The organism is Kitasatospora sp. HPM-01-4, from assembly GCF_051374625.1.
GTDB lineage: Bacteria > Actinomycetota > Actinomycetes > Streptomycetales > Streptomycetaceae > Kitasatospora.
In genome coordinates, this window is the sequence record NZ_JBPQGP010000005.1 from 5,944,158 (window position 1) to 5,968,159 (window position 24,002).

Annotated in this window: 24 protein-coding genes; 14 read left to right on the forward strand and 10 right to left on the reverse strand. The window is 70.1% G+C overall.

Going from position 1 to position 24,002, the window contains the following annotated elements; translation table 11 throughout:
- Positions 1–6 precede the first annotated feature (6 nt).
- The 4 genes from ybeY to ACSMTC_RS25785 all read left to right on the forward strand — a co-directional run bounded on the left by ybeY (position 7) and on the right by ACSMTC_RS25785 (position 2,938).
- Positions 7–501: an rRNA maturation RNase YbeY gene (gene ybeY / locus ACSMTC_RS25770; protein ID WP_436562080.1), complete on the forward strand. Its 495-nt coding sequence runs from the start codon at positions 7–9 to the stop codon at positions 499–501.
- 13 nt (positions 502–514) lie between these two features.
- Complete coding sequence (locus tag ACSMTC_RS25775; RefSeq protein ID WP_436562081.1) at positions 515–1,837, forward strand: hemolysin family protein; 1,323 nt, start codon at positions 515–517, stop codon at positions 1,835–1,837.
- A 255-nt stretch (positions 1,838–2,092) separates the two neighbouring features.
- Positions 2,093–2,359, forward strand: a complete 267-nt coding sequence (locus tag ACSMTC_RS25780; protein WP_436562082.1) for a hypothetical protein — start codon at positions 2,093–2,095, stop codon at positions 2,357–2,359.
- A 27-nt stretch (positions 2,360–2,386) separates the two neighbouring features.
- Entirely contained in the window at positions 2,387–2,938 is a 552-nt protein-coding gene (locus ACSMTC_RS25785; RefSeq protein ID WP_436562083.1) for a DUF4383 domain-containing protein, read from the forward strand.
- Positions 2,939–2,988: 50 nt separating this feature from the next.
- Here ACSMTC_RS25785 and ACSMTC_RS25790 read toward each other — a convergent pair whose 3' ends face one another.
- Positions 2,989–4,422: an MFS transporter gene (locus ACSMTC_RS25790; RefSeq protein ID WP_436562084.1), complete on the reverse strand. Its 1,434-nt coding sequence runs from the start codon at positions 4,420–4,422 to the stop codon at positions 2,989–2,991.
- Positions 4,423–4,479: 57 nt separating this feature from the next.
- Between ACSMTC_RS25790 and ACSMTC_RS25795 the strand changes: the two genes are divergently transcribed.
- The 4 genes from ACSMTC_RS25795 to era all read left to right on the forward strand — a co-directional run bounded on the left by ACSMTC_RS25795 (position 4,480) and on the right by era (position 7,168).
- Positions 4,480–5,358, forward strand: coding sequence for a helix-turn-helix transcriptional regulator (locus ACSMTC_RS25795; protein ID WP_436562085.1), 879 nt, complete (start codon positions 4,480–4,482; stop codon positions 5,356–5,358).
- Between the two features lie 146 nt (positions 5,359–5,504).
- The gene (locus ACSMTC_RS25800; RefSeq protein ID WP_436562086.1) at positions 5,505–5,870 is read left to right on the forward strand and encodes a cytidine deaminase; all 366 of its coding nucleotides are present in this window, start codon (positions 5,505–5,507) and stop codon (positions 5,868–5,870) included.
- A gap of 141 nt (positions 5,871–6,011) precedes the next feature.
- Positions 6,012–6,167, forward strand: a complete 156-nt coding sequence (locus ACSMTC_RS25805; RefSeq protein ID WP_436562087.1) for a hypothetical protein — start codon at positions 6,012–6,014, stop codon at positions 6,165–6,167.
- Between the two features lie 71 nt (positions 6,168–6,238).
- Complete coding sequence (gene era / locus ACSMTC_RS25810) at positions 6,239–7,168, forward strand: GTPase Era (RefSeq protein ID WP_436562088.1); 930 nt, start codon at positions 6,239–6,241, stop codon at positions 7,166–7,168.
- Positions 7,169–7,893: 725 nt separating this feature from the next.
- On the opposite strand, the gene ACSMTC_RS25815 is transcribed toward era, so the two are convergent.
- Both ACSMTC_RS25815 and ACSMTC_RS25820 read right to left on the reverse strand, forming a co-directional pair.
- Positions 7,894–8,181: a protealysin inhibitor emfourin gene (locus ACSMTC_RS25815; RefSeq protein ID WP_436562089.1), complete on the reverse strand. Its 288-nt coding sequence runs from the start codon at positions 8,179–8,181 to the stop codon at positions 7,894–7,896.
- An 82-nt stretch (positions 8,182–8,263) separates the two neighbouring features.
- Positions 8,264–9,283 carry a M4 family metallopeptidase gene (locus ACSMTC_RS25820; protein WP_436562090.1) on the reverse strand — a complete coding sequence of 340 codons (1,020 nt, stop codon included), beginning with the start codon at positions 9,281–9,283 and terminating at the stop codon, positions 8,264–8,266.
- 317 nt (positions 9,284–9,600) lie between these two features.
- On the opposite strand from ACSMTC_RS25820, the gene leuA reads away from it, so the two are divergent.
- The 4 genes from leuA to ACSMTC_RS25840 all read left to right on the forward strand — a co-directional run bounded on the left by leuA (position 9,601) and on the right by ACSMTC_RS25840 (position 14,010).
- Positions 9,601–11,382: a 2-isopropylmalate synthase gene (gene leuA, locus ACSMTC_RS25825; RefSeq protein WP_436562091.1), complete on the forward strand. Its 1,782-nt coding sequence runs from the start codon at positions 9,601–9,603 to the stop codon at positions 11,380–11,382.
- Positions 11,383–11,619: 237 nt separating this feature from the next.
- Positions 11,620–12,285 carry a TerB family tellurite resistance protein gene (locus ACSMTC_RS25830; RefSeq protein WP_436562092.1) on the forward strand — a complete coding sequence of 222 codons (666 nt, stop codon included), beginning with the start codon at positions 11,620–11,622 and terminating at the stop codon, positions 12,283–12,285.
- A 142-nt stretch (positions 12,286–12,427) separates the two neighbouring features.
- On the forward strand, positions 12,428–13,174 hold the full coding sequence (gene recO / locus ACSMTC_RS25835) for a DNA repair protein RecO (protein WP_436562093.1): 747 nt from the start codon (positions 12,428–12,430) through the stop codon (positions 13,172–13,174).
- Between the two features lie 5 nt (positions 13,175–13,179).
- The gene (locus ACSMTC_RS25840; protein WP_436562094.1) at positions 13,180–14,010 is read left to right on the forward strand and encodes an isoprenyl transferase; all 831 of its coding nucleotides are present in this window, start codon (positions 13,180–13,182) and stop codon (positions 14,008–14,010) included.
- A 116-nt stretch (positions 14,011–14,126) separates the two neighbouring features.
- Here the strand turns inward: ACSMTC_RS25840 and ACSMTC_RS25845 are convergent, their stop codons facing one another.
- The 4 genes from ACSMTC_RS25845 to ACSMTC_RS25860 all read right to left on the reverse strand — a co-directional run bounded on the left by ACSMTC_RS25845 (position 14,127) and on the right by ACSMTC_RS25860 (position 17,511).
- The gene (locus ACSMTC_RS25845) at positions 14,127–14,540 is read right to left on the reverse strand and encodes a Fur family transcriptional regulator (RefSeq protein WP_436562095.1); all 414 of its coding nucleotides are present in this window, start codon (positions 14,538–14,540) and stop codon (positions 14,127–14,129) included.
- A gap of 35 nt (positions 14,541–14,575) precedes the next feature.
- Positions 14,576–15,541: a metal ABC transporter permease gene (locus ACSMTC_RS25850; RefSeq protein WP_436564809.1), complete on the reverse strand. Its 966-nt coding sequence runs from the start codon at positions 15,539–15,541 to the stop codon at positions 14,576–14,578.
- Complete coding sequence (locus ACSMTC_RS25855; protein ID WP_436562096.1) at positions 15,541–16,377, reverse strand: metal ABC transporter ATP-binding protein; 837 nt, start codon at positions 16,375–16,377, stop codon at positions 15,541–15,543. Before ACSMTC_RS25855 ends, ACSMTC_RS25850 begins: the two co-directional genes overlap by 1 nt.
- A gap of 180 nt (positions 16,378–16,557) precedes the next feature.
- Positions 16,558–17,511, reverse strand: coding sequence for a metal ABC transporter substrate-binding protein (locus ACSMTC_RS25860; protein ID WP_436564810.1), 954 nt, complete (start codon positions 17,509–17,511; stop codon positions 16,558–16,560).
- Positions 17,512–17,963: 452 nt separating this feature from the next.
- On the opposite strand from ACSMTC_RS25860, the gene ACSMTC_RS25865 reads away from it, so the two are divergent.
- Entirely contained in the window at positions 17,964–19,346 is a 1,383-nt protein-coding gene (locus tag ACSMTC_RS25865; protein ID WP_436562097.1) for a glycine--tRNA ligase, read from the forward strand.
- A 138-nt stretch (positions 19,347–19,484) separates the two neighbouring features.
- On the opposite strand, the gene ACSMTC_RS25870 is transcribed toward ACSMTC_RS25865, so the two are convergent.
- Positions 19,485–20,072, reverse strand: a complete 588-nt coding sequence (locus tag ACSMTC_RS25870; protein ID WP_436562098.1) for an NADAR family protein — start codon at positions 20,070–20,072, stop codon at positions 19,485–19,487.
- A 515-nt stretch (positions 20,073–20,587) separates the two neighbouring features.
- Positions 20,588–22,042, reverse strand: a complete 1,455-nt coding sequence (locus ACSMTC_RS25875) for an MFS transporter (RefSeq protein WP_436562099.1) — start codon at positions 22,040–22,042, stop codon at positions 20,588–20,590.
- 102 nt (positions 22,043–22,144) lie between these two features.
- Between ACSMTC_RS25875 and ACSMTC_RS25880 the strand changes: the two genes are divergently transcribed.
- Complete coding sequence (locus ACSMTC_RS25880) at positions 22,145–22,987, forward strand: helix-turn-helix transcriptional regulator (protein ID WP_436562100.1); 843 nt, start codon at positions 22,145–22,147, stop codon at positions 22,985–22,987.
- A gap of 452 nt (positions 22,988–23,439) precedes the next feature.
- Here ACSMTC_RS25880 and ACSMTC_RS25885 read toward each other — a convergent pair whose 3' ends face one another.
- Entirely contained in the window at positions 23,440–23,973 is a 534-nt protein-coding gene (locus tag ACSMTC_RS25885) for a hypothetical protein (protein WP_436562101.1), read from the reverse strand.
- Positions 23,974–24,002 lie beyond the last annotated feature (29 nt).

Below are 24,002 nucleotides of genomic sequence, written 5' to 3' on the forward strand. Positions count from 1 at the left end.
CCCTCCATGTCGATCGACATCGCCAACGAGTCCGGCTGGGACGTCGATGAGGAGTCCATCCTCGACGTCGCCCGATTCGCCCTCGACAAGATGCGGATCCACCCGCAGGCCGAACTGTCCGTGATCCTGGTGGACGGCGCCGCCATGGAGGAGCTGCACATCCAGTGGATGGACCTGCCGGGTCCCACCGATGTGATGTCCTTCCCGATGGACGAACTGCGCCCCGGCAAGGAGGGCGAGGAGCTGCCGCAGGGTCTGCTCGGCGACATCGTGCTCTGCCCCGAGGTCGCCGAGAAGCAGGGCCTGGCGGCCCCCTCCAAGCACTCCATGGACGAGGAGCTCCAGCTGCTCACCGTCCACGGCGTGCTGCACGTGCTCGGCTACGACCACGAGGAGCCGGACGAGGAGCGCGAGATGTTCGCGCTGCAGAAGCGGATCCTGGACGACTGGCGGTCCGGCCGCGGCCTCTCGGGGATCTCCCCGGCGCCGACCACCCACTGAGGGCCGGCCTTTCGTGAGTGGTGAGAGTACGAGCTTCCTCATCGGCGCGCTGGCGCTGGTCGTCCTCGGCTGGCTGGCCGCCTGCGCCGAGGCCGGGATCTCCCGGATCTCCCGGTTCCGCGCCGAGGAGGCGGTCCGGGCCGGGCGGCGCGGCGCGAGCCGGCTGCTGACCCTGTCGAAGGACCCGATCCGCTACCTCAACCTGGCGACCCTGATCAGGATCGCCTGCGAGATGGCGGCGGCCGTCCTGGTCACCGTCGTCGCGCTGCGCAACCTGCAGCAGACCTGGCAGGCGGTGCTGCTGGCGTTCGGCGTGATGGTGCTGGTCTCCTTCGTGGCGGTCGGCGTCTCCCCGCGCACCATCGGCCGCCAGCACCCGCTGACCACGGCCACCGCCTCGTCCTACGTGCTGGTCCCGCTGGCCAGGATCCTCGGCCCGATTCCCCGGCTGCTGATCCTGCTGGGCAACGCGCTGACCCCCGGGAAGGGGTACAAGGAGGGCCCGTTCGCCTCCGAGGCCGAGCTGCGCGCCCTGGTCGACCTGGCCGAGAAGGACGACCTGATCGAGGACGAGGAGCGCCGGATGGTGCACTCGGTCTTCGAACTGGGCGACACCATCGTCCGCGAGGTGATGGTGCCGCGGACCGACCTGGTGATGATCGAGCGCCACAAGACGGTGCGTCAGGCGCTCACCCTGGCCCTGCGCTCCGGCTTCTCCCGGATACCGGTGGTCGGCGACAACGAGGACGACGTGGTCGGCATCGTCTACCTCAAGGACCTGGTCCGGCGCACCCACATCAACCGGGAGGCGGAGTCCGAGCCGGTCGGCAGCGTGCTGCGCCCGGCGGTCTTCGTACCGGACTCCAAGCCGGCCGGCGACCTGCTGCGCGAGATGCAGCAGATGCGCTCGCACGTGGCGATCGTGATCGACGAGTACGGGGGCACGGCCGGACTGGTCACCATCGAGGACATCCTGGAGGAGATCGTCGGCGAGATCACCGACGAGTACGACCGGGAGATCGCGCCGGTCGAGGACCTCGGCGACGGCAGCTACCGGATCACCGCGCGGCTGCTGGTCGAGGACCTCGGAGAGCTGTTCGGGATCGTGCTGGAGGACGAGGACGTCGAGACGGTCGGCGGGCTGCTGGCCAAGCACCTCGGACGGGTGCCGATTCCCGGATCCTCGTGCGAGGTGCCGATGCCCGAGGAGGCGCCGGGCGGGCTGGTGGCGATCCGGCTCACCGCCGAGAGCGCGGCGGGCCGCCGTAACCGCATCGGAACGGTGGTCGCCGCACCGGTACGGGCGGGGGACACCGTCGCCGACGAGGTCGAGTAGCTGTGTAGCTCGCCCGCTCGCCTCCGGGCGCTCCGACCCGGTGCCGACGGTCGTCGCTCCCGCGCTCCCTCCTGCGTCGGTCGCTTCCTCGCTCCTCGCTTTCGGCACCGGCGCGCCCTTCGGCTCGGGGCGGGGCCGCCCGCTCCTGAGCGGCCCCACGGCCCCGGACTGCACGTTCCCCGCGCCCGCGCAACCTCGCGGCCGCGGCGGACGTACGAGTTGCCGGGGCGGGGGATGGCTCCGACCATGTGAGGCATGACGCACCAACTGCGCGCGGAGTACGGGCCCGAGGGCCGGTCCGGCGGTATCAGGATGTGGCACGTGGTCCGGACCCCCGGTTCCACCGAGGCTCTGTGCGGCCGTGAGCTGGATGCCGATTCCGAGAGCAGGCCGGAGGAGGAGTGGGGGACCGGGCTGCGCTGCTGTCAGCAGTGCGGCTCGCTCTACCTGCACGAGGTCCCGTTCCACCCGGCCGACTGGCAGCCCACGCCCGGCCCGGGCAGGGAACCGGCTCAGGAGTAGCGTGGAGACGGCCCGGTGGAGGTCACCATGAAACTGCAAGACGAACTGCCCGTGGACCACAAGTTGGCGCAGGTCTACCGGATCGGCGCGGGGCTCGGCGGTGTGTTCCTGCTGATCTTCGGCATCCTGGGTCTGCTGGACCACCCGGGCTTCCTGTCCACCCACGGCCCCCGGATCGCCGGGCTGTCGACCAACGGCACGCTGAGCATCCTGTCGCTGATCGTCGGTCTTGTGCTGATCGGCGGCGCGGCGGTCGGCGGGATCTTCGCCGCCAACCTCAACATGATCGTCGGTACGCTCTTCGTGCTGTCGGGCTTCTACGGGCTGACCGTGCTCGGCCGCCCCGAGGCCAACATCCTCAACTTCCGTTTGGCCAACGTCCTGTTCGCCTTCATCTTCGGTCTGGTGGTGCTCACCTTCGGCATGTACGGCAGAGTGAGCAGCCATCTGCCACAGGACAACCCGTACTGGAAGAAGCTCAGGGCACGTGAGCAGGCGCGCGGGGAGCCCCTGCCGACCGGGCCGTCGACCCTGATCAAGCTGCTGAAAGCCGGTCGGGCCAAACCGGTCGGCCACTGAGCACACGACGGTGGCCCGCAGGGACCCCTGCGGGCCACCGTCGCATCCGGTCATGCCCGGCGCCGCAGGCCGAACCAGACGAGCAGGGCTACGCCGGCGACCACGGCCGCGTCCACGCCCAGACCGAGCCGGACACCGCCCAGGGTCCCGGCGGCGAAGCTCTCCCCGGCCGACCGCAGGGCGTCGCTGCGGGCGGCGGCGATCGCACTGAGCACCGGGATGCCGACGGTCATGCCGATCTGCTGGGTGCTGGTCACCAGGCCGGTGGCCAGGCCCTGCTCCTCGTCGGCCAGGCCCGAGGTGGCGGTGATGCTGTACGCGACGATCGCGAACAGGTGGCCGAAGCAGGCGATGGAACCGGCGACCACGACCAGCCAGGTGCCGGCCCCGCCCGTACCCACCGCCAGCAGCGCCGCGGTGAACACGGCCTGCACCAGGAGACCGAGTACCAGGGTGCGGTGGGCACCGAGGCGGCCGGAGACCCTCGGGGCGACCGCGCCGCCGCCCGCCGCCGCCAGGCCCATCACGCCGAAGACCAGGCCGGAGGCGCCCGGGCTGAGGTCGAGCACCTGCTGGAGGTAGAGGGTGGAGAGGAAGATGACCGAGGTCATCATCGCGAAGGTCACCAGACCGCCCGCGTTCCCCCAGGCGACGGTGGGACGGCGCAGCATCCGCAGCGAGACCAGCGGCTCGGCCGTGCGGGACTCCACCGCCACGAACGCGGCCAGCAGGAGCACGCCGACGACCAGCCCGGCGATCACGTCCGTCGAGCCGAAGCCGCGGTCGGCGGCGGTGGAGAGCGCGTAGATCAGCGACAGCAGTCCGCCGGTGATGGTCACCGCGCCGGGCAGGTCCAGCCTGGGCCGCTCGGGCAGCCGGCTCTCGGTGAGCAGTCCGGGGGCGGCGGCCAGGACGCCGAGCGCCATCACCACGTTCAGCGCCATGGTGGAACGCCAGCCGAGTCCCTGGGTCAGTACCCCGCCGAGCAGCATCCCGGCGGTGAAGCCGAGCGAGAGCAGCAGGCCGGAGGCGCCGAGCGCGCGGTCGCGCTCCGGGCCCTCACGGAAGGTGGTGGTCAGCAGGGACATTCCGGACGGGACGATCATCGCCGCCGCCAGGCCCTGCAGTGCCCGGCCGGCCAGGAAGGAGGCCGGGTCCCAGGCCAGGGTGGCCAGCAGCGAGGCGGCGGCGAACAGGGAGAGCCCGGTCAGGAAGAGCCGGCGCCGCCCGTACAGGTCGGCGATCCGGCCGAAGAGGAGCAGGAAGCCGCCGGACGGGAGGGAGAAGGCGGTGACGCCCCACTGGAGGTCGGCCTGGCCGAGTCCCAGGTCGGGGCCGATCGCGGGCAGGGCCACATTGAGGATCGAGAAGTCCAGTGAGACCGCGAACTGGGCCGCGCAGAGCAGGACCAGGATCAGTCTGCTCCGGTGGAGGGACTGCCGGACCGGCGCCGCCTCGGGCGCCACAAGGGTTTCGGTTGCCATGCGCCCATCCTTGGATCGGTCAGCACCGCCTGGAGAGTGGGTACTTATCCTGGTGGCATGACCACCAGCCAGTCAGCGACAGTCGGTCCGGACGTGCAGCGACGGCGCGATCTGCGTGAGTTCCTGATGAGCCGCCGGGCCAGGGTGAGCCCGGCCGAGGCCGGACTGCCGGACGGAGGCGCCCGGCGCCGTACGCCCGGACTGCGCCGGGAGGAGGTGGCGGTGCTCGCCGGGGTCGGCGTCAGCTGGTACCAGTGGCTGGAGCAGGGACGGGACATCACGGTCTCCCCGCAGGTGCTGGACGCCGTCTCCCGGGTGCTGAAGCTGGGGGACACCGAGCGGCGCCACCTCTACGTCCTGGCGGGGCTCAACCCGCCGCTGCCGGCGGTCCGTTCGGCGCCGGTCACGGACGGGCTGCTCAGGCTGATCGACGCCTGGATGCCCTTCCCGGCGCACATCCTGGATCCGTACTGGAACGTCGTCACCTTCAACGAGTCCGCCGGGCTGGTCTTCGGCTACACCGACGAGCACCTGAACTGCCTGGTCAACTGCTTCACCAACCCGCTCTACAACGGGCGCGACGCCACCTGGAAGGTCAACGCCGAACACGTGGTCGCGCAGTTCCGGATGGCCGCCTCGGAGCGGCCAGGGGATCCGGAGTTCCAGGCGGTCGTGGACGAACTGGCCGAGATCAGCCCGGAGTTCGCGGAGATCTGGGCCAGGAACGAGGTCATGGCCGGCGGGATGATGTACAAGCAGCTCCTCCACCCGCTGGTCGGGATGCTCCACTTCGAGTCCACCCAGCTGCGGGTGCCCGAGCGGCCGGACCTGACCATCGTGCTGCACAACCCCGAGCAGGGCACCGACACGGCGGCGAAGCTGGAGCGGCTGGCCAGCCCCGAGGGGCGCCGGGGGATGATGCGTCCGGCCGGATAGCGGACCACCCATGACGGTTCGCCACCGGGGCCGGGGTGTCCCGGCGGCGCTCGGGGCCCCGGCGGGGCGGGTGCGATGGCGGCCGGAAAGGCTGCTCGACCGGCCGGTGGTGCGGACGGCCGGGGGCGGGCGGACGCACGGCGCCTATGCTCGGCGGCATGAGTGAGCTGATCGAGCTGGATCCCGAGGACAAGAAGATCATCACGCTGGCCCGTTCCGTGCGGGCCCGCAACGGCGTGGCGGAGGGGGCCGCCGTACGCGACGAGACCGGTCGGACGTACGTGGCCGGGACGGTCGCACTGGAGTCGCTCAAGCTGAGCGCGCTGCAGACCGCGGTCGCGATGGCGGTGGCCAGCGGGGCGAAGGGCCTGGAGGCCGCGGCCGTGGTCTCCGAGGCCGCCGAGCCGGCCGAGGCCGATCTGGCCGCCGTGCGAGACCTGGGCGGCGCCGGGACGCCGGTCCTGCTGGCGGGGCCGGACGGGGCGCTGAGGACTGCCGCCGAGGCGCGCTGAGGGCCGTCGACGAGGCGAGCCCAGGACTGCGCCGAGGACGTCGGCCGCGCCGGTGTGCGGGCATCCCCCGGAGTGCGGGGGTGCCCGCACTCTCCTTTGCGCGGGGCGCGGGTAGGGTGGCAGCGATCGAGGGGGTGTTCGATGGGGGCGCTGGCGTTCTTCGCCGGGCTGCTGCTCAGTGTGATGGGCATGGGCCGCTGGAAGGAGACCGGTTCGCCGTTCTGGCTGGCCGGCTCGATCGCGATCTTCGTGCTGACCGTTCTGGGCGCGCTCACCGGGGGCCGGAAGTCCCGCTGACACCGCCCGGTACGCCCGATGGCCGGGTGCGGTGTCCGAGCACGCCTGCTCGATCAGGGAGAATGGTGCGCATGAGTGCCCCTTCATCCCCGTACCGCTCCGGGTTCGCGTGCTTCGTCGGCCGTCCGAACGCGGGCAAGTCGACCCTGACCAACGCGCTGGTCGGGACGAAGGTCGCGATTACCTCCGACCGTCCGCAGACCACCCGGCACACCGTGCGCGGCATCGTGCACCGCCCGGACGCCCAGCTCGTCCTGGTCGACACCCCCGGTCTGCACAAGCCCCGCACGCTGCTCGGCGAGCGGCTCAACGACCTGGTGCGCAGCACCTGGGCCGAGGTCGACGTGATCGGCTTCTGCCTGCCCGCGGACCAGAAGCTCGGCCCCGGCGACAGGTTCATCGCCAAGGAGCTCGCCGAGATCAAGAAGACCCCCAAGGTCGCCATCGTCACCAAGACCGACCTGGTCGACTCCAAGCGGCTGGCCGAGCAGCTGATCGCCGTCCACCAGCTCGGCGCCGAGCTGGGCATCGAGTGGGCCGAGATCATCCCGGTCTCCGCGGTCGGCGACAAGCAGGTCGAGCTGGTCGGCGAGCTGATCACCAAGCTGCTCCCCGAGGGCCAGCCGCTCTACCCGGACGGCGACCTCACCGACGAGCCCGAGCAGATCATGGTCGCCGAGCTGATCCGCGAGGCCGCCCTGGAGGGCGTCCGGGACGAGCTGCCGCACTCGCTCGCCGTGGTCGTCGAGGAGATGCTCCCGCGCGAGGGCCGTCCGGCGGACCGCCCCCTGCTGGACATCCACGCCAACGTCTACATCGAGCGCCAGAGCCAGAAGGCCATCGTGATCGGCGCCAAGGGCTCCCGCCTGAAGCACGTCGGCACCACCGCCCGCAAGCACATCGAGGCACTCCTCGGCACCCCGGTCTACCTCGACCTGCACGTCAAGGTCGCCAAGGACTGGCAGCGCGACCCGAAGCAGCTGCGCAAGCTCGGCTTCTGAGACCGCCCGGCCCAACCGGCCACCCGACCCGCTCCAGGGCCACCCGGGGATGCTCCCCGGGTGGCCCTCATGGCCTCCGTCGGTAGATCCGTCGGGTCGGCGCGGTTCCCCTGAGCGGGTCTGTGTCCGGCCACCTGCCCGGCCCGCGCTCACCGCCGCGACGGTGGGGGAGGGCTGGGCGCGCAGCGCTTCAGGGATCAACTGGTCCAGCCGGGACATGACTTCGCCGGCCGGACAGACGAACTAGTGGCCGGTCGGCCGGTCGTCGGGCAGGTGATGGGCACGGGTCAGGCCCTGGAACAGCTCGAAGTCGAAGATCCTGCTCATGCTGGGCAGTTCGAGCGCCCGTGCCTCGCCGGGACCGACGGGGCGCCCCCGGGGTCGGCGAACACCCGTAGCCAGTACGGCGGTTGGCGAAAGAGCGCGCGGGTTGCACAGGGGAGCGGCAGTGCGGGACGGTGGCTTTCGCCGGACGGGGCGGAGACACCGCGGTCGGAGCGGCGGATACGGACATCGCCTGGCGGTGCACTCCGGGGCGGACACGGTGAAGCTCCGTGAGTGGCCGAGGTGATGGCGGATGCGGCCGGTTCGAGCCGGGGTGCGCCCGAGGGGGAGGGATCACCCCGGCGCGGCCGCTGCCGCAGGTATGGCGACGTAGGCTGCTCGTACCGGCCGCCGTGCGGTGGGATCCGCTGCTTCGCAGCCGGCGGGCCGGGCCTCTTGGTTCACTTGGCGGGGCCCGCTTGCGGCGCGCCCTCGCGGAGGACCAGTGAGACCAGTTCGTGCTGGGCGTCGGTCAGTTTGGGGTCCGCGCAGTAGACGGTCCGGCCGTCCACCGTGATCTCGTAGTGGAAGCCGTCCGGTACGCCGCAGGACGGGCTGCGCAGGCCGCCCGCCACGGCTTCCCGGGCGAGGGCGTGCACATGCGGAGAGTCGGGTCGGTCGGCGGTGTCCAACTCCGCGCGCTGGGTTCGGCCTGCCAGGCCGCCGGTCCTGGTCACCTGGATACGCATGGTGGTAAGTCTGCTACGCACCGGTGGGACGCGCCGGACTTTCGCCCAGGCCGACGTCCCGCGGATCGGCGGACCGGGCGGCTCAGGTGGTGCTGATCCCTACCTGGGACCAGGCGGCGGTCACGGCGTCCGCCACCGACCGGTCCTGGTAGCGGGCGGCGGCAGCGGCCACGGTGGCCTTGGCGAAGGCGGCGAAGTCGGCGTCATGGGTGAGTCGCCCGCCGGTGAGGGTGTCGTACCAGATCTGCCCGGCCCGCTCCCAGGCGTGGCCGCCGAGTGCGGTCGCCAGCAGGTAGAAGGCGTGGTTGGGGATGCCGGAGTTGATGTGCACCCCGCCCTGGTCCTCGGGGGTGTCGACGTAGTCGTTCAGGTGGGCGGGCTGTGGGTCCTTGCCGAGCTGCGGGTCGTCGTAGGCGGTGCCGGGGGCCTTCAGTGAGCGCAGTGCGACCCCCTGGATGCCCGGGGCGAGCAGTCCGGAGCCGATCAGCCAGTCGGCCTGGGCGGCGCTCTGCCCCAGGGCGTACTGCTTGACCAGCGAGCCGAACACGTCCGAGACGGACTCGTTGAGCGCGCCGGGCTGGTCCTGGTAGTCGAGCCCGGCGGTGTACTGGGTGACGCCGTGGGTGAGTTCGTGGCCGATCACGTCCACGGCTGCGGTGAAGTCGGTGAAGATGACGTTGTCGCCGTCCCCGAAGACCATCTCGGAGCCGTCCCAGAAGGCGTTGTCGTAGTCCTGCCCGTAGTGGACCGTGGCGTCCAGCGGCAGCCAGTCGCCGTCGATGGAGTTCCTGGAGTACACGGTCTCGTAGAGCGTGAAGGTGGAGCCCAGGCCGTCGTAGGCGCGGTTGACCGAGCCGTCCGCGACCGCCGCCTGGCCTTCCCGGCGGACCGCCCTCCCGGGCGCCTGCTCGGCATGGCCGGCGTCGCCGATGGTGCGGGTGAGGTGGTGGGCCGGGGCCGGGGGAGCGACCGCCTGGAGCCGGGCGGTGCGGTGGGCGAGGTCCAGTGCCAGCGAGCGCTGCGCGGGTTCGTGGCCCTGCTCTGCGAGTCGGTCGAGGACGTACGGCGGGATGATCGTGCAGTAGTGGGCTACTGGAGTCATGTTGCCAAGAGTGAGGCATCGATGACTCGTTGTCACGATCCTGGGTGGCGGGTAGTCCGTCTCAAGGAGTGGAATGGTGGCGGAGTTCACTGCCTCGCGCCGGTGACCTGGGCTACTCTCGGACCCATCATGCGTTTCGGGCTGCTTCTTCTTAGCTGCCGCGGCGAGGGCCTGTAGTCCACGAAGGCCGGCTCCCTTGCCGCGGGGAAGTTGTGTTGCGCCCGATCAACGTCGATGCGGCGCACCAGTCGGCCCGACCGGGTGTTCACTGTCCCCGGCCAGCCCGCAATCGATCAGGGAAGCTGAGACTCTCCTCCATGACCGAGCAGTCCGCCATCGCTCGCGTGTTCAACGACCGCCCCACCCCGATCACCGCCGCCACCGCGCCGCAGAAGCCTTCCGGGATGCCGTTCCACCGCTATGTGCCGTTCGGCACCGTGGACCTGCCGGACCGCACCTGGCCGAGCCAGGTCATCACCAAGGCCCCGCGCTGGCTCTCCACCGACCTGCGGGACGGCAACCAGGCGCTGATCGACCCGATGTCGCCGGCTCGCAAGCGCAAGATGTTCGACCTGCTGGTGCGGATGGGCTACAAGGAGATCGAGGTCGGCTTCCCGTCCTCGGGAGCCACCGACTACGACTTCGTCCGCTCGCTGATCGAGGAGCGGGCGATCCCCGAGGACGTCACCATCTCGGTGCTGACCCAGGCCCGCGAGGACCTGATCGAGCGCACCGTGGAGTCCCTGGTCGGGGCTCCGCGCGCCACCGTCCACCTGTACAACGCGACGTCGCCGCTGTTCCGCCGGGTGGTCTTCAAGGGCAGCCGGGAGGACATCAAGGGCATCGCGGTGGACGGCACCAGGCTGGTGATGGGGTATGCCGAGAAGCTGCTGGGCGAGCAGACCGTCTTCGGTTACGAGTACTCGCCGGAGATCTTCATCGACACCGAACTGGACTTCGCCCTGGAGGTCTGCGAGGCGGTGATGGACGTCTGGCAGCCGGGCGAGGGACGCGAGATCATCCTCAACCTGCCGACCACGGTGGAGCGTTCCACTCCGAACGTCTACGCCGACAAGATCGAGTGGATGTCGCGCAACCTGTCCCGGCGCGAGTTCGTCTGCCTGTCCGCGCACCCGCACAACGACCGCGGCACCGGGGTCGCCTCGGCCGAACTGGCCGTCATGGCCGGTGCCGACCGGGTCGAGGGCTGCCTGTTCGGCCAGGGTGAGCGGACCGGGAACCTGGACCTGGTCAACGTCGGGATGAACCTGTTCTCGCAGGGCGTCGACCCGATGATCGACTTCTCGGACATCGACGAGATCCGCCGCACCTACGAGTACTGCAACCAGATGGCCGTACCGGAGCGCCACCCCTACGCCGGTGACCTGGTCTACACCTCCTTCTCCGGCTCGCACCAGGACGCCATCAAGAAGGGCTTCGACGCCCTGGAGGCCGATGCCAAGGCGGCCGGTGTCCCGGTGGGCGAGTACACCTGGGGCGTCCCGTACCTGCCGATCGACCCGAAGGACGTCGGTCGCTCCTACCAGGAGGTCATCCGGGTCAACAGCCAGTCGGGCAAGGGCGGTATCGCGTACGTCCTGAAGAACGACCACAAGCTGGACCTGCCGCGCCGGATGCAGATCGAGTTCTCGAAGATCATCCAGGCCAAGACCGACGCCGAGGGCGGCGAGGTCACCCCGGCCGACATCTGGGCGGTCTTCCAGGACGAGTACCTGCCCACCCCGGCCAACGCGTGGGGCCGGATCGCGCTGAGCGGTTCGCGCAGCCTGACCACCGAGGACGGCCGCGACGCGCTGTCCGCCGAAGCCGTGGTGGACGGGCGGCCGACCACCCTGGCCGGCACCGGCAACGGCCCGGTCTCCGCCTTCGTCAACGCGCTGGCCGGAATCGGCGTGGACGTACGGGTGCTGGACTACGCCGAGCACGCGCTGAGCGAGGGCGGCGACGCCCAGGCCGCCGCGTACGTCGAGTGCGCGGTGGACGGCAAGGTGCTGTGGGGCGTCGGCATCGACGGCAACACCGTGCTGGCCTCGCTGAAGGCAGTGATCAGCGCCGTCAACCGGGCCCAGCGCGGCTAGTCCGCACAGGGACTCGTACGAAGGCGGCGGAATCCGGGCGGGGTCACCGAAAAAGGTGACCCCGCCTTGCCATGTGTTCCACGCCACATTTTTACCCGTTCGGGGTGCTGACACATCCCGGTAACCATGGCAGCATCTACCCACCGGAACCGAGGTCGGTGGGACGGCACCCGGCGTCCGGTCGCGTGACCTGCCCATCGATGCGCAGGCCGCCTGCCATGTCTGGGGAGTGGCGCCGTGACAGGGTTGTGGGGTGTTCGCCCTCGCTGGCGGACGGACGTTCTCGGTGATTTCTTCTGCCCAGGCTGTGGTGGGGACCGCAACTACCGCCGGCAGCACGGGCGGCGGTGGCTGCGACTGCTCGGCACCCCGCTGCTGCCGGTCGGCCCCGTCGTCGGCAGCGTCCAGTGCACCAGCTGCCACGGCCGCTACGGCGTCGAGACCCTGGAGCAGGTCACCTGCGTCCGGCTCGCCTCGATGCTCCGCGACGCCCAGTACACGGTGGCTCTGGCCGTCCTCGCCGCCGGCGGTACCGGCGGGCGGGCCGCCCGGGAGGCCGCCTGCACCACCATCCGGGAGGCCGGCTTCGAGGACTGCGGCGAGGCCCAGGTCCTGGCCGCGCTGGCCGCGCTCACCGGGGTAGGCGGCGAGGGGGCGCTCGACCTGGAGGTCCAGGGCAGCGGCCTCACCATCGAACTGCACGCCGCACTGGAGCCGTTGGCGCCGCACCTCGCCCAGCAGGGCCGCGAGCGCCTGGTCCTGCAGGGCGCCTCGATCGCGCTGGCGGACGGGCGCTACCTGCCGCAGGAGCGCGCCGCGCTGGCCGCCGTCGGCCGCTGCCTCAAGCTCGGCGAGGACCGGGTCGGCGAACTGCTGCGGGCCGCGGCGGGCGCGCCGCACTAGGTTCCGTCCGGGCCTCTTCCGGGCGTCCTCCGGGTGCCCGTCGGCCGCCCGCACGGCAGGGGCCGTGCCTCCGCGGGAGCCGTGGAGTGCGCGAGAATGGTCGGATGGCCACACTGTTCGACTCCCGCGCCGGGGCGCGCCGATGAGTCTGTTCCGCGACGACGGCGTGGTCCTGCGCACCCAGAAGCTGGGCGAGGCGGACCGCATCATCACCCTGCTCACCCGCCAGCACGGCAAGGTGCGCGCGGTGGCCCGGGGCGTCCGCAAGACCAAGTCCAAGTTCGGTGCCCGGCTCGAGCCCTTCTCCCACGTCGACGTGCAGTTCTTCAGCCGGGGCGCCGACCTGGTCGGCCGTGGGCTGCCACTCTGCACCCAGGTGGAGACCATCGCCCCCTACGGCGGCTCGATCGTCACCGACTACAGCCGCTACACCGCGGGCACGGCCATGCTGGAGACGGCGGAACGATTCGCCGAGAACGAGGGCGAACCCGCCGTCCAGCAGTACCTGTTGCTGGTCGGCGGGCTGCGCACGCTGGCCGCCGGACTGCACGAGTCCCATCTGGTGCTGGACGCCTTCCTGCTGAGGTCGCTCGCGGTCAACGGATACGGCGCGAGTTTCACGGACTGCGCCAAGTGCGGGCTGCCCGGCCCCAATCGTTTCTTCTCGCTCCAGGCGGGCGGAGTGCTCTGCGCTGACTGCCGGGTGCCTGGAAGTGCCGTACCCTCCCCTGAGACACTGGTACTGCTCGGCGCGCTGCTGTCAGGGGACTGGCAGACTGCGGACAACTGCGAGCCTCGGTACTGGCGGGAGGGCAGCGGGCTGGTGGCCGCCTATCTGCAGTGGCACCTGGAGCGGGGTATCCGCTCGATGAGATACGTGGAGAAGTGAGCAGCATGGCAGCGCGACGGCTCTTCGGCGGTAAGCAGCGCGAGTACGTGACCCCGCCCCCGCACCCGAGTGGCGCGAAGCCACCGAAGATCCCCGGTGAGCTCGTTCCCGATCACGTCGCGATCGTGATGGACGGCAACGGCCGCTGGGCCAAGGAGCGTGGGCTGCCGCGCACCGAGGGCCACAAGGTCGGCGAGGCGGTCGTCCTCGACGTGCTCAAGGGCGCGATCGAGCTCGGTGTGAAGAACGTGTCCCTGTACGCCTTCTCCACCGAGAACTGGAAGCGTTCCCCGGAAGAGGTGAAGTTCCTGATGAACTTCAACCGGGACGTCATCCGCCGCCGCCGCGACGAACTCGACTCCATGGGCGTCCGGATCCGCTGGGCCGGCCGGATGCCCCGGCTCTGGAAGAGCGTCGTCCAGGAGCTCCAGGTCGCCCAGGAGCAGACCAAGCACAACGACGCCGTGACCCTCTATATGTGCGTCAACTACGGTGGCCGGGCCGAGATCGCGGACGCCGCCGCGGCCATGGGGCGGGATGTCGCGGCCGGCAAGCTGGACCCGGCGAAGATCACCGAGAAGACCGTCGCCAAGTACCTCTACCACCCCGACATGCCGGACGTGGACCTGCTGCTGCGCCCCAGCGGTGAGCAGCGCACCTCCAACTTCCTGCTCTGGCAGAGTGCTTACGCCGAGTTCGTGTTCCAGGACGTGCTCTGGCCGGACTTCGACCGGCGTGATCTGTGGCGCGCCTGCGAGCAGTTCGCGATGCGCGACCGACGCTTCGGCGGCGCCATCCCGAACGAGGTGGCCGGCGAGGTGCCGGAGCAGCGCTGACGCTACGGCGAAGGGGCCCGGGAGCGGTTGCTCCCGGGCCCCTTCGCGTATGCCTTCGTACAGTTGGCCGGTTCGTGCAGCCGGCCGGCTCGTACGGCAGTCGGCTCGTACGGCGGTCAGCTCCTCTTGGCGGCGCAGTCCCCGCAGAGTCCGAAGATCTCCAGCGTGTGGGCGATGTCGGTGTAACCGTGCTCGGCGGCCACGGTGTTGGCCCAGCGCTCGACCGCGGGGCCCTCGACCTCCACGGTGGCGCCGCAGTCGCGGCAGACCAGGTGGTGGTGGTGCCCGCTGCTGCACCGGCGGTAGACCGCCTCGCCGTCCGCGGTGCGCAGCACGTCCACCTCACCGGCGTCGGCCAGCGACTGCAGGGTGCGGTACACCGTGGTCAGCCCGACCGAGTCGCCCCGGTGCTTGAGGATGTCGTGCAGCTCCTGAGCACTGCGGAAGTCCTCGATCTCGTCCAGGGCCGCCGAGACGGCGGCTCGTTGCCGAGTGGATCGGGCGCGCGGCGACGGGCCTGCGGTGGTCACCGTGGGTCCTCCTGGGGGTGGGGTCGTCTCGCACCTCATTGTGCCAGCCCCGTACTGGCGATCGGGTCGCTCTGCTGCCCTCCGTTCTCAGTCGTGGTGTGGAGGTCGGTGTCCTGGCGGGGGGAGGCCCCCTGGGTGGGGATCGCGGCCTTGCAGACCTCGGGCCCCTGGTTGGTGGCGGCGGCCCGGTGGCGGCGGCGGGCCAGCGGTGCGGCGATCGCGCTGAACACGGCGAAGATCGCGATGGCCAGCAGCACGATGGCCGGGCCCGAGGGCACGTCGGCCTGGTACGAGCCGGCCACGCCCGCCACCGCGACGGTGATGCCGAGGGCGATGGAGGCCGCCTGGGTCGCGGCGAAGGAGCGGGTGAGCTGCTGGGTCGCGGCCACCGGGACCACCATCAGCGCGCTGACCAGCAGCAGCCCGACCACTCGCATGGCCACGGTCACGGTGACGGCGGCGGTCACGGCCAGCAGCAGGTTGAGGACGCGCACCGGAATGCCGGTGACCCGTGCGAACTCCTCGTCCTGGCAGACCGCGAAGAGCTGGCGGCGCAGTCCGATGGTGATGGCGATCACCACGGCGCCGAGCGCCGCGATGGTGGTCAGGTCCGAGGGGGAGACGGTGAGGATGGAGCCCCAGAGGTAGCTCTCCAGGCTGCCGCTGCCGGCCTGGGCGCTCATGCTGACCAGCAGCTTTCCGCAGGCCATACCGCCGTAGAAGAGCATCGCGAGGGCGATGTCGCCGCGCTGCCTGCCGCGCGAGCGGACCAGTTCCATCACGATCGCGCCGAGTACGCAGACCAGAACGGCCATCCAGATCGGGCTGGTCTGGAACAGGAAACCGAGGCCGACACCGGTCAGTGCCACGTGCCCGATGCCGTCGCCCATCAGGGCCTGCCGACGCTGCACCAGGTAGACGCCGACGGCGGGAGCGGTGATGCCCACCAGGACGGCGGCGATCAGTGCTCGCTGCATGAAGTCGTAGTTGAGCATGTCGATCATGCGAGTAGCCCCGGGGTGTTGTTCGAGTGGTCGTCGTCCGCGTGCGGATGCACGTGGTCATGGCCGGGCAGGGCGTGCTGTCCGACCTCCTTCGGGGGCGGGCCGTCGTGCGAGACGCAGCCGTCGCGGAGCACCACGGCCCGGTCGATCAGTGGCTCCAGCGGGCCGAGTTCGTGCAGCACGAGCAGGACGGCGGCACCGCGCTCGACCTCCCGGCGCAGGGTGTCGGCGAGGATCTGCTGGCTGGCCATGTCCACCCCGGCCATCGGCTCGTCCATGATCAACAGGTCCGGCGTGCCGACCAGCGCCCGGGCGATCAGCACCCGCTGGTGCTGGCCGCCGGAGAGGTTGGCCACTCCGTCCTCGGCGCGGTCCAGCATGCCGACGGCGTCCAGTGCCCGGTCCACGGCCTCCCGGTCCTTGCGGCGGAACGGCAGCAGCCGGTGCTGCGGCAGCCGGCCGGTGGAGACCACCTCGCGGACGGTCGCCGGCACCCCGCCCGCCGCGGTGGTGCGCTGGGGCACGTACCCGATCCGGTGCCAGTCCCTGAACCTGGCGTACGGCGTGCCGAAGAGCTCAAGCGCACCGTGCTCCAGTGGGACCGAGCCGATCACGGCCTTGACGGTGGTCGACTTGCCGGAGCCGTTGGCACCGAGCAGTGCGACCACCTCGCCGGGCCGCACCGCGAGGTCGATGCCGCGCAGGACGGGACGGCCTTCGAGCGAGGCGACGGCGGCGCGCAGCGAGACGGCCGCAGGCGCGGCGCCCGCGGGGAGCGGGTGCCGCGCCTGGGCGGAGTCCGTCGGCGCCGTGTCGGGTATGACAGAGCTCATGGGGATGTCCTCTTGGTCCTCGTGGTGTTGCTCGACTCGCGCCGGCTGAACCGGGCCTGTCCCATCCGGTGGGTGTGCGGCCTGTGGCCGGCCGGCTCCCGGTGCGTCAGCTTGCGGCTTGTCAGTACGTAGCTTGTCAGTCTGTGGCCTGTGAGTTCATGACTCCTCAGCTCGGGAGGGTCAGCCCGTGGTGCCGAGTGCGGCCCGAAGGTTGGCCAGGTTCTGGCGCATGATCGAGAAGTAGTCGTTGCCGGACGGGTCCTTCACGCCCTCGAGCGGGTCGAGTACGGCGGTCTTCAGGTTGAGGTCCTTGGCGACGGTCTTGGCCAGGTCCGGGCTGACCAGCGCCTCGAAGAAGATCGTGGTGACGCCGTTGTCCTTGGCCGCCTTCTGGATCGCGGCGAGGCGGGCGGGGGTCGGCTCGGCCTCCGGGTCCACGCCGTTGATGGCGATCTGGTTCAGGCCGTAGTGATCGGCGAGGTAGCCGAAGGCGGCGTGGCTGGTGACGAAGGTCTTGGTCTTGGTGTCCTTCAGTCCGGCCTGGAACTCCTTGTCGAGGGCGGACAGCTTGGTGACCAGCTCGTCGGTGTTCTTCTGGTAGTCGGTGGCGTGGCCCGGGTCGGCCTTGGCCAGCTCGGCGCCGACACTCTTGGCCACCGCGGCGTACCGGGTCGGGTCGAGCCAGATGTGCGGGTCGCCCGCCGCGTCGCTGTGGTCGTGGTCGCCCTGGGCCTCGGTGCCCTCGTCCAGGTGGTGGTCGACCAGCGGAGAGGCGGCGGTGGCGTCCACCACGTGCTTGGCGGAGCCCTGCTCGACGGCCTTGTCGACGGAGGGCTGGAGGCCCTTGAGGTAGACCACCAGGTCCGCGCTCTGGATGGCGGCGACCTGCTTGGCCTTGAGTTCGAGATCGTGCGGCTCGACTCCGGGAGCGGTGAGGTCGGTGACCTTCACATGGCTGCCGCCGATCTGCTCGGCGAGGAACTCCATCGGATAGAACGACGCCACCACGTTCAGCTTGCCGTCGCTGCCCTCGCCCTGGGCGCTGCTTGAACCGCCGCAGGCGGTCAGAACGAGGGCGCCGACAGCGGCGGTGGCGGTCAGGGCTATCGAGGTGGTGGAGCGGCGTCGCAGCATCATGACAACCATTGTCATCTTATGTGGAAATGATTGTCAACTCACCTGATTGGCGTATGGGCTGCAGGTCGTATGGGCTGCGGGCTGTGTGGGCTGCGGGCTGTGTGGGCCGCGAGCTGTGGGGCCGCGGGTTGGGCGAGGGTGGGTTGCACGAGGGCATGGGGCGAGGGCGGGTTGGGTGAGACGTCTGCCGTGGGGCGTTTATGGTGCGGCGAGAGCGCATTGGCTCACCTTGGGGCCGTTGGCGCAATCCGAAGAGACCGTTGTGGGCAGCCGCGTCGACGGGGTGAGTGGCCCGCGTCGGGGCGGCGGTGCGGGGCTTAACGGAGTCGACCCGGAATACGATTTGAACCGTCTACCCACGAGCCCGGTAACCTGAGGTATTCGGGTGCGCGCAACCAGCCGCGCCTTGACCGTGCCGTCGAAACTGACGACGTACTGAAGAGAGCACTGTGGCCGCCGACAAGATCGACACTATTGTCAGCCTGAGCAAGCGCCGTGGCTTCGTCTACCCCTGCAGCGAGATCTACGGCGGTACCCGGGCCGCCTGGGACTACGGTCCACTGGGCGTCGAGTTCAAGGAGAACATCAAGCGCCAGTGGTGGCGTGCGATGGTCACCGCTCGTGAGGATGTCGTCGGGCTCGACTCGTCGGTGATCCTGGCCCGCGAGGTCTGGGAGGCCTCCGGCCACGTCGCCACCTTCCATGACCCGCTGACCGAGTGCCTCTCCTGCCACAAGCGGTTCCGCGCGGACCACCTGGAGGAGGCGTACGAGGACAAGCACGGCAAGGCGCCGGCCAACGGCTTCGCCGACATCAACTGCCCGAACTGCGGCAACAAGGGCGCCTTCACGGAGCCCAAGGAGTTCTCGGGCATGCTGAAGACGCACCTCGGCGTCACCGAGGACGCGAGCGGCCTGGCCTACCTGCGTCCGGAGACCGCGCAGGGCATCTTCACCAACTTCAAGGCGGTGCAGACCACTTCGCGCAAGAAGCCGCCGTTCGGTATCGCCCAGGTCGGCAAGAGCTTCCGCAACGAGATCACCCCCGGCAACTTCATCTTCCGCACCCGCGAGTTCGAGCAGATGGAGATGGAGTTCTTCGTCAAGCCGGGCGAGGACGAGAAGTGGCACGAGTACTGGCTTGAGCAGCGCTGGAACTGGTACGTGGACCTGGGTCTGCGCACCGAGAACATGCGCCTCTTCGAGCACCCGAAGGAGAAGCTCTCCCACTACGCCAAGCGCACGGTGGACATCGAGTACCGCTTCAACTTCGGCGGCAGCGAGTTCTCCGAGCTGGAGGGCGTCGCCAACCGCACCGACTACGACCTCTCGGTGCACAGCGAGCACTCCGGTCAGGACCTGAAGTACTTCGACCAGGAGTCCGGCGAGCGCTACTTCCCGTACGTCATCGAGCCCGCAGCCGGTCTGAACCGCGCCATGCTGGCGTTCCTGCTGGACGCCTACTTCGAGGACGAGGCGCCCAACGCCAAGGGCAAGATGGAGAAGCGCGTCGGTATGCGGCTCGACCCGCGTCTGGCCCCGGTCAAGGTCGCCGTTCTGCCGCTGTCGCGCAACGCCGAACTCTCGCCGAAGGCGCGCGGCCTGGCCGCCGACCTGCGGACGGCCTGGAACGTCGAGTTCGACGACGCCGGTGCCATCGGCAAGCGCTACCGCCGCCAGGACGAGATCGGCACGCCGTTCTGCGTCACTGTCGACTTCGACACCCTTGAGGACAACGCGGTCACCATCCGTGAGCGCGACACCATGGCGCAGGAGCGCGTCTCCCTCGACCAGGTGAAGTCCTACCTGGCGGCCCGTCTGATCGGCTGCTGATCAAGCTCCATCGCCGATTGCTCAACCCCCGGCCCTCGCGCGGTTCGCTCCGCGCGGGGGCCGACGGTTGAGGGCAGGGTTCTGGGCGACCATTGCTCAGCGGCTCGGGCGTTGGCCGGGCATAGGGGTGGGTGAGCGTCAGACGGTTGGGGCGGCCAGGCGGGTGCGGGCCTCCATGAGGGCGAAGCCGAGCAGGTTGAGGCCGCGCCACTCGGCGGGCTTGGCCGCCCGTTCGTTGCTGGCGGCGAGGCCGATGCCCCAGAGCCGGTCCAGTGGGCTTGCCTCCACCAGAACTCGCTGGGCGGTGCCGAGCAGGTACTCCCGAAGGGCTTCGTCCTGGCCGAACTTGGCCACATTGCCCTGAATCACCAGCTCGAACCGCTCGGCCGCCCACCGCTTCTCGTCGAAGCCCCGGACTAGCCGCCCGAGCTTCTTCGCCTCGGCGGGTGTGCGGGCGGCGAGGATTTTCGGCAGCACCTGATCATCTCCGAAGAGACGAGCCTTGCTCGCCATCATCCAGTGCTCGGCCGTCGCGTATGTCACCCCGTCCACGGTGAACCTGGCCGGCCACCACTGACTGAGCGAGCCCGGCCCCACCCGGCCGTCCCGCTCGGGCTGGTGGCCCCAGAAGAACAGGTACCTGGGACGGGCGCCCGCTGCCACGAGTGCGGTGAGTTCCTCGTGGGAACGGACGTCGGTCGGGGACTTTGGCTGGCGCGTCGTCATATCGTCATCCTGACACGAAGGGTTGGCGAGCGGCTCCTGATTTTCTCGCCCGCCTTGCTGCCCGCCTTCGCCGTGCACCTTCGTTGTGCACCTTCATCTGCGGCTTTACGGGAGTGCCCCCGTCGGACCGGTCGGCGTGGACCACCCCTGCCCTGCCCGGCCCCGTCTCGGGGTGCGTGCTCCGGGCGGTCGGTCTCGGCGTGTTCGTTCTGACGCGTCTGTTCCGGCGCGTCCGCCATGGACTGCTTCGGCTTGTTCGTTCGGGGCCGCCGACTTCGGATCGCCCTGGCTTGTGGCTCCGGCCGCTGCTGTTCCGGGCTGCCGCTTCGGACTGCCTTGGTCCGTTCGTTCCTGCCCGCATGTTCCGGCCCACGTGTTCCGGGTCCGGTTGCTACGGGTCCGGCTGCTCCGGGGCGCCCGCGTTGCCCGCCCCGGCTACCTGCGCCGCCCTGTACCAAGCTCGCCGTGCCGGTCTGCCTGGACCAGCATGCCCGCGCTCATCCGGGCCGACTCGCTCAGACGACCGTGCGGGGCAGTCGGGCGCTCAGCAGGGCGATGACCACCGAGCCGGTCAGTTGCAGGGTCAGGACCAGCGCCAGCGCGTGGGCGATGCCGAGCGTGGGGGAGAGGGCGAGGAAGAGCGTCCCGAGGGTGGCCACCCCGAGCGCGAGGCTGGACTGCTGCGTTGTGGCCAGCACCCCGCTGCCGACTCCGGCACGCTCGGCCGGAACCTTGGACAGGACCACCCGGAACAGCGGCGTCCCGATCAGGCCCTGGCCGATGCCGGCCAGTGCCACGCCCGGCAGCATCCGCCACGGTGAGAAGTGTGCCCAGTCCAGCAGCACCGTGGCGACCAGGATGGCCAGTCCCGAGCCCTGGACTACCGCGCCGACCGTGATCACCCGGCTGCCAAAGCGGCTGATCAGGCGCGGCCCGCTCAGCGAGGCGGAGAAGTAGCCGACCGCCATCGGAACCAGTGCCCACCCTGCGGCGACGGGACCGAGCCGAAGCCCCTGCTGCAGCATGACGGCCACTACGAACATGAAGCCGCCGAAGCCCGTGAAGTACGGCACCGCGACCCCGAGACCCCGGCGCATCTCCGGTATCCGCAGCAGAGAGAGCGGCACCAGCGGTACCTGGCCCGCCTGCTCCGCCCGCCGCTCCACGTAGAGGAACCCGGCGGCGAGGAAGGGGAAGGCGCCGAGCAGTACCCAGGACCAGAGCGGCCAGCCGGCTGCCCGACCCTCCATCAGCGGGAGGAAGAGCGCGAGCAGTGCCGCCGTCAGCAGAGCGGTGCCGGGCAGGTCGATCCCGGCTGCGTGCGGCGAGCGGCTCTCCGGTACGAATGGGAACGCGAGGATGGCGGTGAGCAGGGCGAACGGGACGTTCAGCAGGAACACGGCCCGCCAGCCGGTGCCGAAGAGGTCGGCGGAGACCAGCATCCCGCCGAGAACCTGTCCGATCACCACGGAGACGCCACCGACCGCGCCGTAGATGCTCAGCGCCCGGGCACGCTGGTGGCCGCTGCTGGCGGCGGTGATGGTGGCGAGCACCTGCGGCAGGAGCAGTGCGGCCGAGGCGCCTTGGGCGGCCCGGGCGGCGACCAGCGCCCAGGCAGTGGGGGCGAGCCCGCAGAGTAGGGAGGTGACGGCGAAGGCTCCTGCGCCGATGATGAAGAGCCGACGGCGGCCGAAGGAGTCACCAAGCCGTCCACCGAGTACCAGAAGCACTGCGAAGGCGATGCCGTACCCGGCGGCCACGAGTTCCAGGACGGCCGGTCCGGCGGCCAGGTCGTGGTCGATGGTGGGAAGTGCGACGTTGACGATGAAGAAGTCGAGCATCGGCAGGAAGGCGCCGAGTAGGACAGTTACAAGACCGGCCGTCCCGAGGACAGGAGCGGCAAAGTGGGCCCCGGGGCGTGCCTGTGAGATCGCGGATGGGGCCTGTGGGATAGCTAGTTGCTGGGTCACGGGCACTACGATCCGCCTCTTCCCACCCTGGTACCAGAGAGCGTTTATCCAGGTATAAGAAGTACCTGGCAACAGGGTCTGATTTGGCGCATCCTTGGCCTTATGACGACCATCACCGCGCCGACCGACAGCCGTCGAACCGAACTGGCGACCTTCCTGCGCAGCCGGAGGGAGCGAATCTCGCCGGAGCAGGTCGGTCTGCCACCGACCGGGCGCCGTCGGACCCCGGGGCTGCGCCGTGAAGAGGTCGCACAGCTCGCCGCGGTGGGAGTCACCTGGTACACATGGCTCGAGCAGGGGAGGGACATCCAGGTCTCGGCCCAGGTGCTGGACTCGGTGGCCCGGACCTTGCAGCTTGACCAGAGCGAGCGGGCCCATCTCTTCGTCCTGGCCGGTTCGGAGGATCCGAGCCCCGTCCAGGACTGCCCGACCATCACTCCCTCCGTACGGGCGGTTATGGAGCAGCTCGAACCGCTTCCGGCGGTGGTGCTGAACAGCCGGTACGACATCCTGGCCCACAACCACGCCTACACCTGGATCGCGGGCGACCTCGACGCGCTGCCGTTCGAGGAACGGAACGTGCTGTGGCAGGCGTTCTCCGATTCCCGATTCGCCTCGGTGCTGGTGGATCTCGCGGGAGCCCGGGAGTCGGTGACGGCCCGCTTCCGGGCGGCGATGGCCGAGCACTCCTCGGAACCGGTCTGGAAGAACCTCCTTCAGCGCCTGCGCCGGACGTTCCCCGAGTTCGAGAAGGTCTGGGAGCGGCACGAGGTGGACGGTCCGAGCAATGGGCTCAAGCGCTTCCTGCTTCCTGAGGTCGGTCTGGTCCGCTTCGAGTACACCAACCTGTGGCTCGGGCCTCGGTTGGGTACCCGCCTGGTCACCTACACCCCACAGGATGAGGAGACGCGAAGCCGTCTGGAGCAACTTGCGGGCATGCGCTGAGCCGCACCCCAGCCGGAGGGATGGAGACCGGCTGAGAGGCGCTCCACCCGTAGTGCCAACAGCAGTTGACATTCCGAGAACCGCCTTCCAAGGTGTGGGAGTTCGGCCCGGCCTGGTACCGGGAACCACACCGCCCAGGGCCAGCGCGGCACAGAGCCATGCCAGGGGCAGCTCGGCACAGAGCGCCATCGCCATGGCGTCGACGAGGTGGCAGCCGTATACCGCTGTATGGAGGTCGTACCAGGCATCGCCCGACAGCAGGACCGCGGCGACTGCTGCCGTCGGCCGACTGCCGGGGCTACCCCGTCGCAGCAGGGCACCGGTGGCGATAAGGGCGGCTGCCTCCAGACAGTCGAGCGCGGGCCAGCCCGCGTCGACTCCGGGGGCGGCGGCCAGCAGCGCTGCCCACGGCAGCAGCACCACTCCGCAGGTGATCAGCATCCGGTGCAGGCTCATGAGGCTCGCCCGGCTCGTACGCTGTCCGCCAGCGTGTCGTCGTGTGGGACTCGTACCCGCACCGAAGTGCAGGGGCCTCCCTCCACCCAGGCCAGCCAGAAGGTATCGGAGAGCGGGACCACGCGAGCTGGACGGCTGCTCCGCCCCCGCAGACCACCGCTGGTGAAGGTGACTTCGGGCAGTGAGCCGTCGATCGGAAGCCGCCCCCATGCGAAGCCGGTCGGACCGTCGGCACCGACGCGATGTCGGGCCCCGCGCAGGAGTTGATGGCCGCCGAGCGCGGAAACCACCATCACATCCAGTAACTCATCGGCCTCGTATATCTCCAGGGAGGCCCGCTTCCGCCAGCCGGCGCCCGGCCTGACCGACCACAGGCCGACGTGAGTGATGCCGTCCCGGTCATCGGCGAGACCCTCGCCCCAGGTGTCCATCGCCACGCACCCGTTGTGCCCAGTGGTCGACTCGACCGGATCTGAGGCCTTCATCAAGCGGTTCGTTCTCGTCATGTCGTCAAGATTCGCGATCGACAAGAACTCTGTCGGTAGCGCACACATCCGTC

What these genes read in the sequence shown, in the direction of transcription:
- ybeY (WP_436562080.1), top strand. Translation starts at nt 7, where the DNA reads ATGTCGATCGACATCGCCAACGAGTCCGGCTGGGACGTCGATGAGGAG.
- ACSMTC_RS25780 (WP_436562082.1), top strand. Translation starts at nt 2,093, where the DNA reads ATGACGCACCAACTGCGCGCGGAGTACGGGCCCGAGGGCCGGTCCGGC.
- ACSMTC_RS25785 (WP_436562083.1), top strand. Translation starts at nt 2,387, where the DNA reads ATGAAACTGCAAGACGAACTGCCCGTGGACCACAAGTTGGCGCAGGTC.
- ACSMTC_RS25790 (WP_436562084.1), bottom strand. Translation starts at nt 4,422, where the DNA reads ATGGCAACCGAAACCCTTGTGGCGCCCGAGGCGGCGCCGGTCCGGCAG.
- ACSMTC_RS25795 (WP_436562085.1), top strand. Translation starts at nt 4,480, where the DNA reads ATGACCACCAGCCAGTCAGCGACAGTCGGTCCGGACGTGCAGCGACGG.
- ACSMTC_RS25800 (WP_436562086.1), top strand. Translation starts at nt 5,505, where the DNA reads ATGCTCGGCGGCATGAGTGAGCTGATCGAGCTGGATCCCGAGGACAAG.
- ACSMTC_RS25805 (WP_436562087.1), top strand. Translation starts at nt 6,012, where the DNA reads ATGGGGGCGCTGGCGTTCTTCGCCGGGCTGCTGCTCAGTGTGATGGGC.
- era (WP_436562088.1), top strand. Translation starts at nt 6,239, where the DNA reads ATGAGTGCCCCTTCATCCCCGTACCGCTCCGGGTTCGCGTGCTTCGTC.
- ACSMTC_RS25815 (WP_436562089.1), bottom strand. Translation starts at nt 8,181, where the DNA reads ATGCGTATCCAGGTGACCAGGACCGGCGGCCTGGCAGGCCGAACCCAG.
- ACSMTC_RS25820 (WP_436562090.1), bottom strand. Translation starts at nt 9,283, where the DNA reads ATGACTCCAGTAGCCCACTACTGCACGATCATCCCGCCGTACGTCCTC.
- leuA (WP_436562091.1), top strand. Translation starts at nt 9,601, where the DNA reads ATGACCGAGCAGTCCGCCATCGCTCGCGTGTTCAACGACCGCCCCACC.
- recO (WP_436562093.1), top strand. Translation starts at nt 12,428, where the DNA reads ATGAGTCTGTTCCGCGACGACGGCGTGGTCCTGCGCACCCAGAAGCTG.
- ACSMTC_RS25840 (WP_436562094.1), top strand. Translation starts at nt 13,180, where the DNA reads ATGGCAGCGCGACGGCTCTTCGGCGGTAAGCAGCGCGAGTACGTGACC.
- ACSMTC_RS25855 (WP_436562096.1), bottom strand. Translation starts at nt 16,377, where the DNA reads ATGAGCTCTGTCATACCCGACACGGCGCCGACGGACTCCGCCCAGGCG.
- ACSMTC_RS25860 (WP_436564810.1), bottom strand. Translation starts at nt 17,511, where the DNA reads ATGCTGCGACGCCGCTCCACCACCTCGATAGCCCTGACCGCCACCGCC.
- ACSMTC_RS25870 (WP_436562098.1), bottom strand. Translation starts at nt 20,072, where the DNA reads ATGACGACGCGCCAGCCAAAGTCCCCGACCGACGTCCGTTCCCACGAG.
- ACSMTC_RS25880 (WP_436562100.1), top strand. Translation starts at nt 22,145, where the DNA reads ATGACGACCATCACCGCGCCGACCGACAGCCGTCGAACCGAACTGGCG.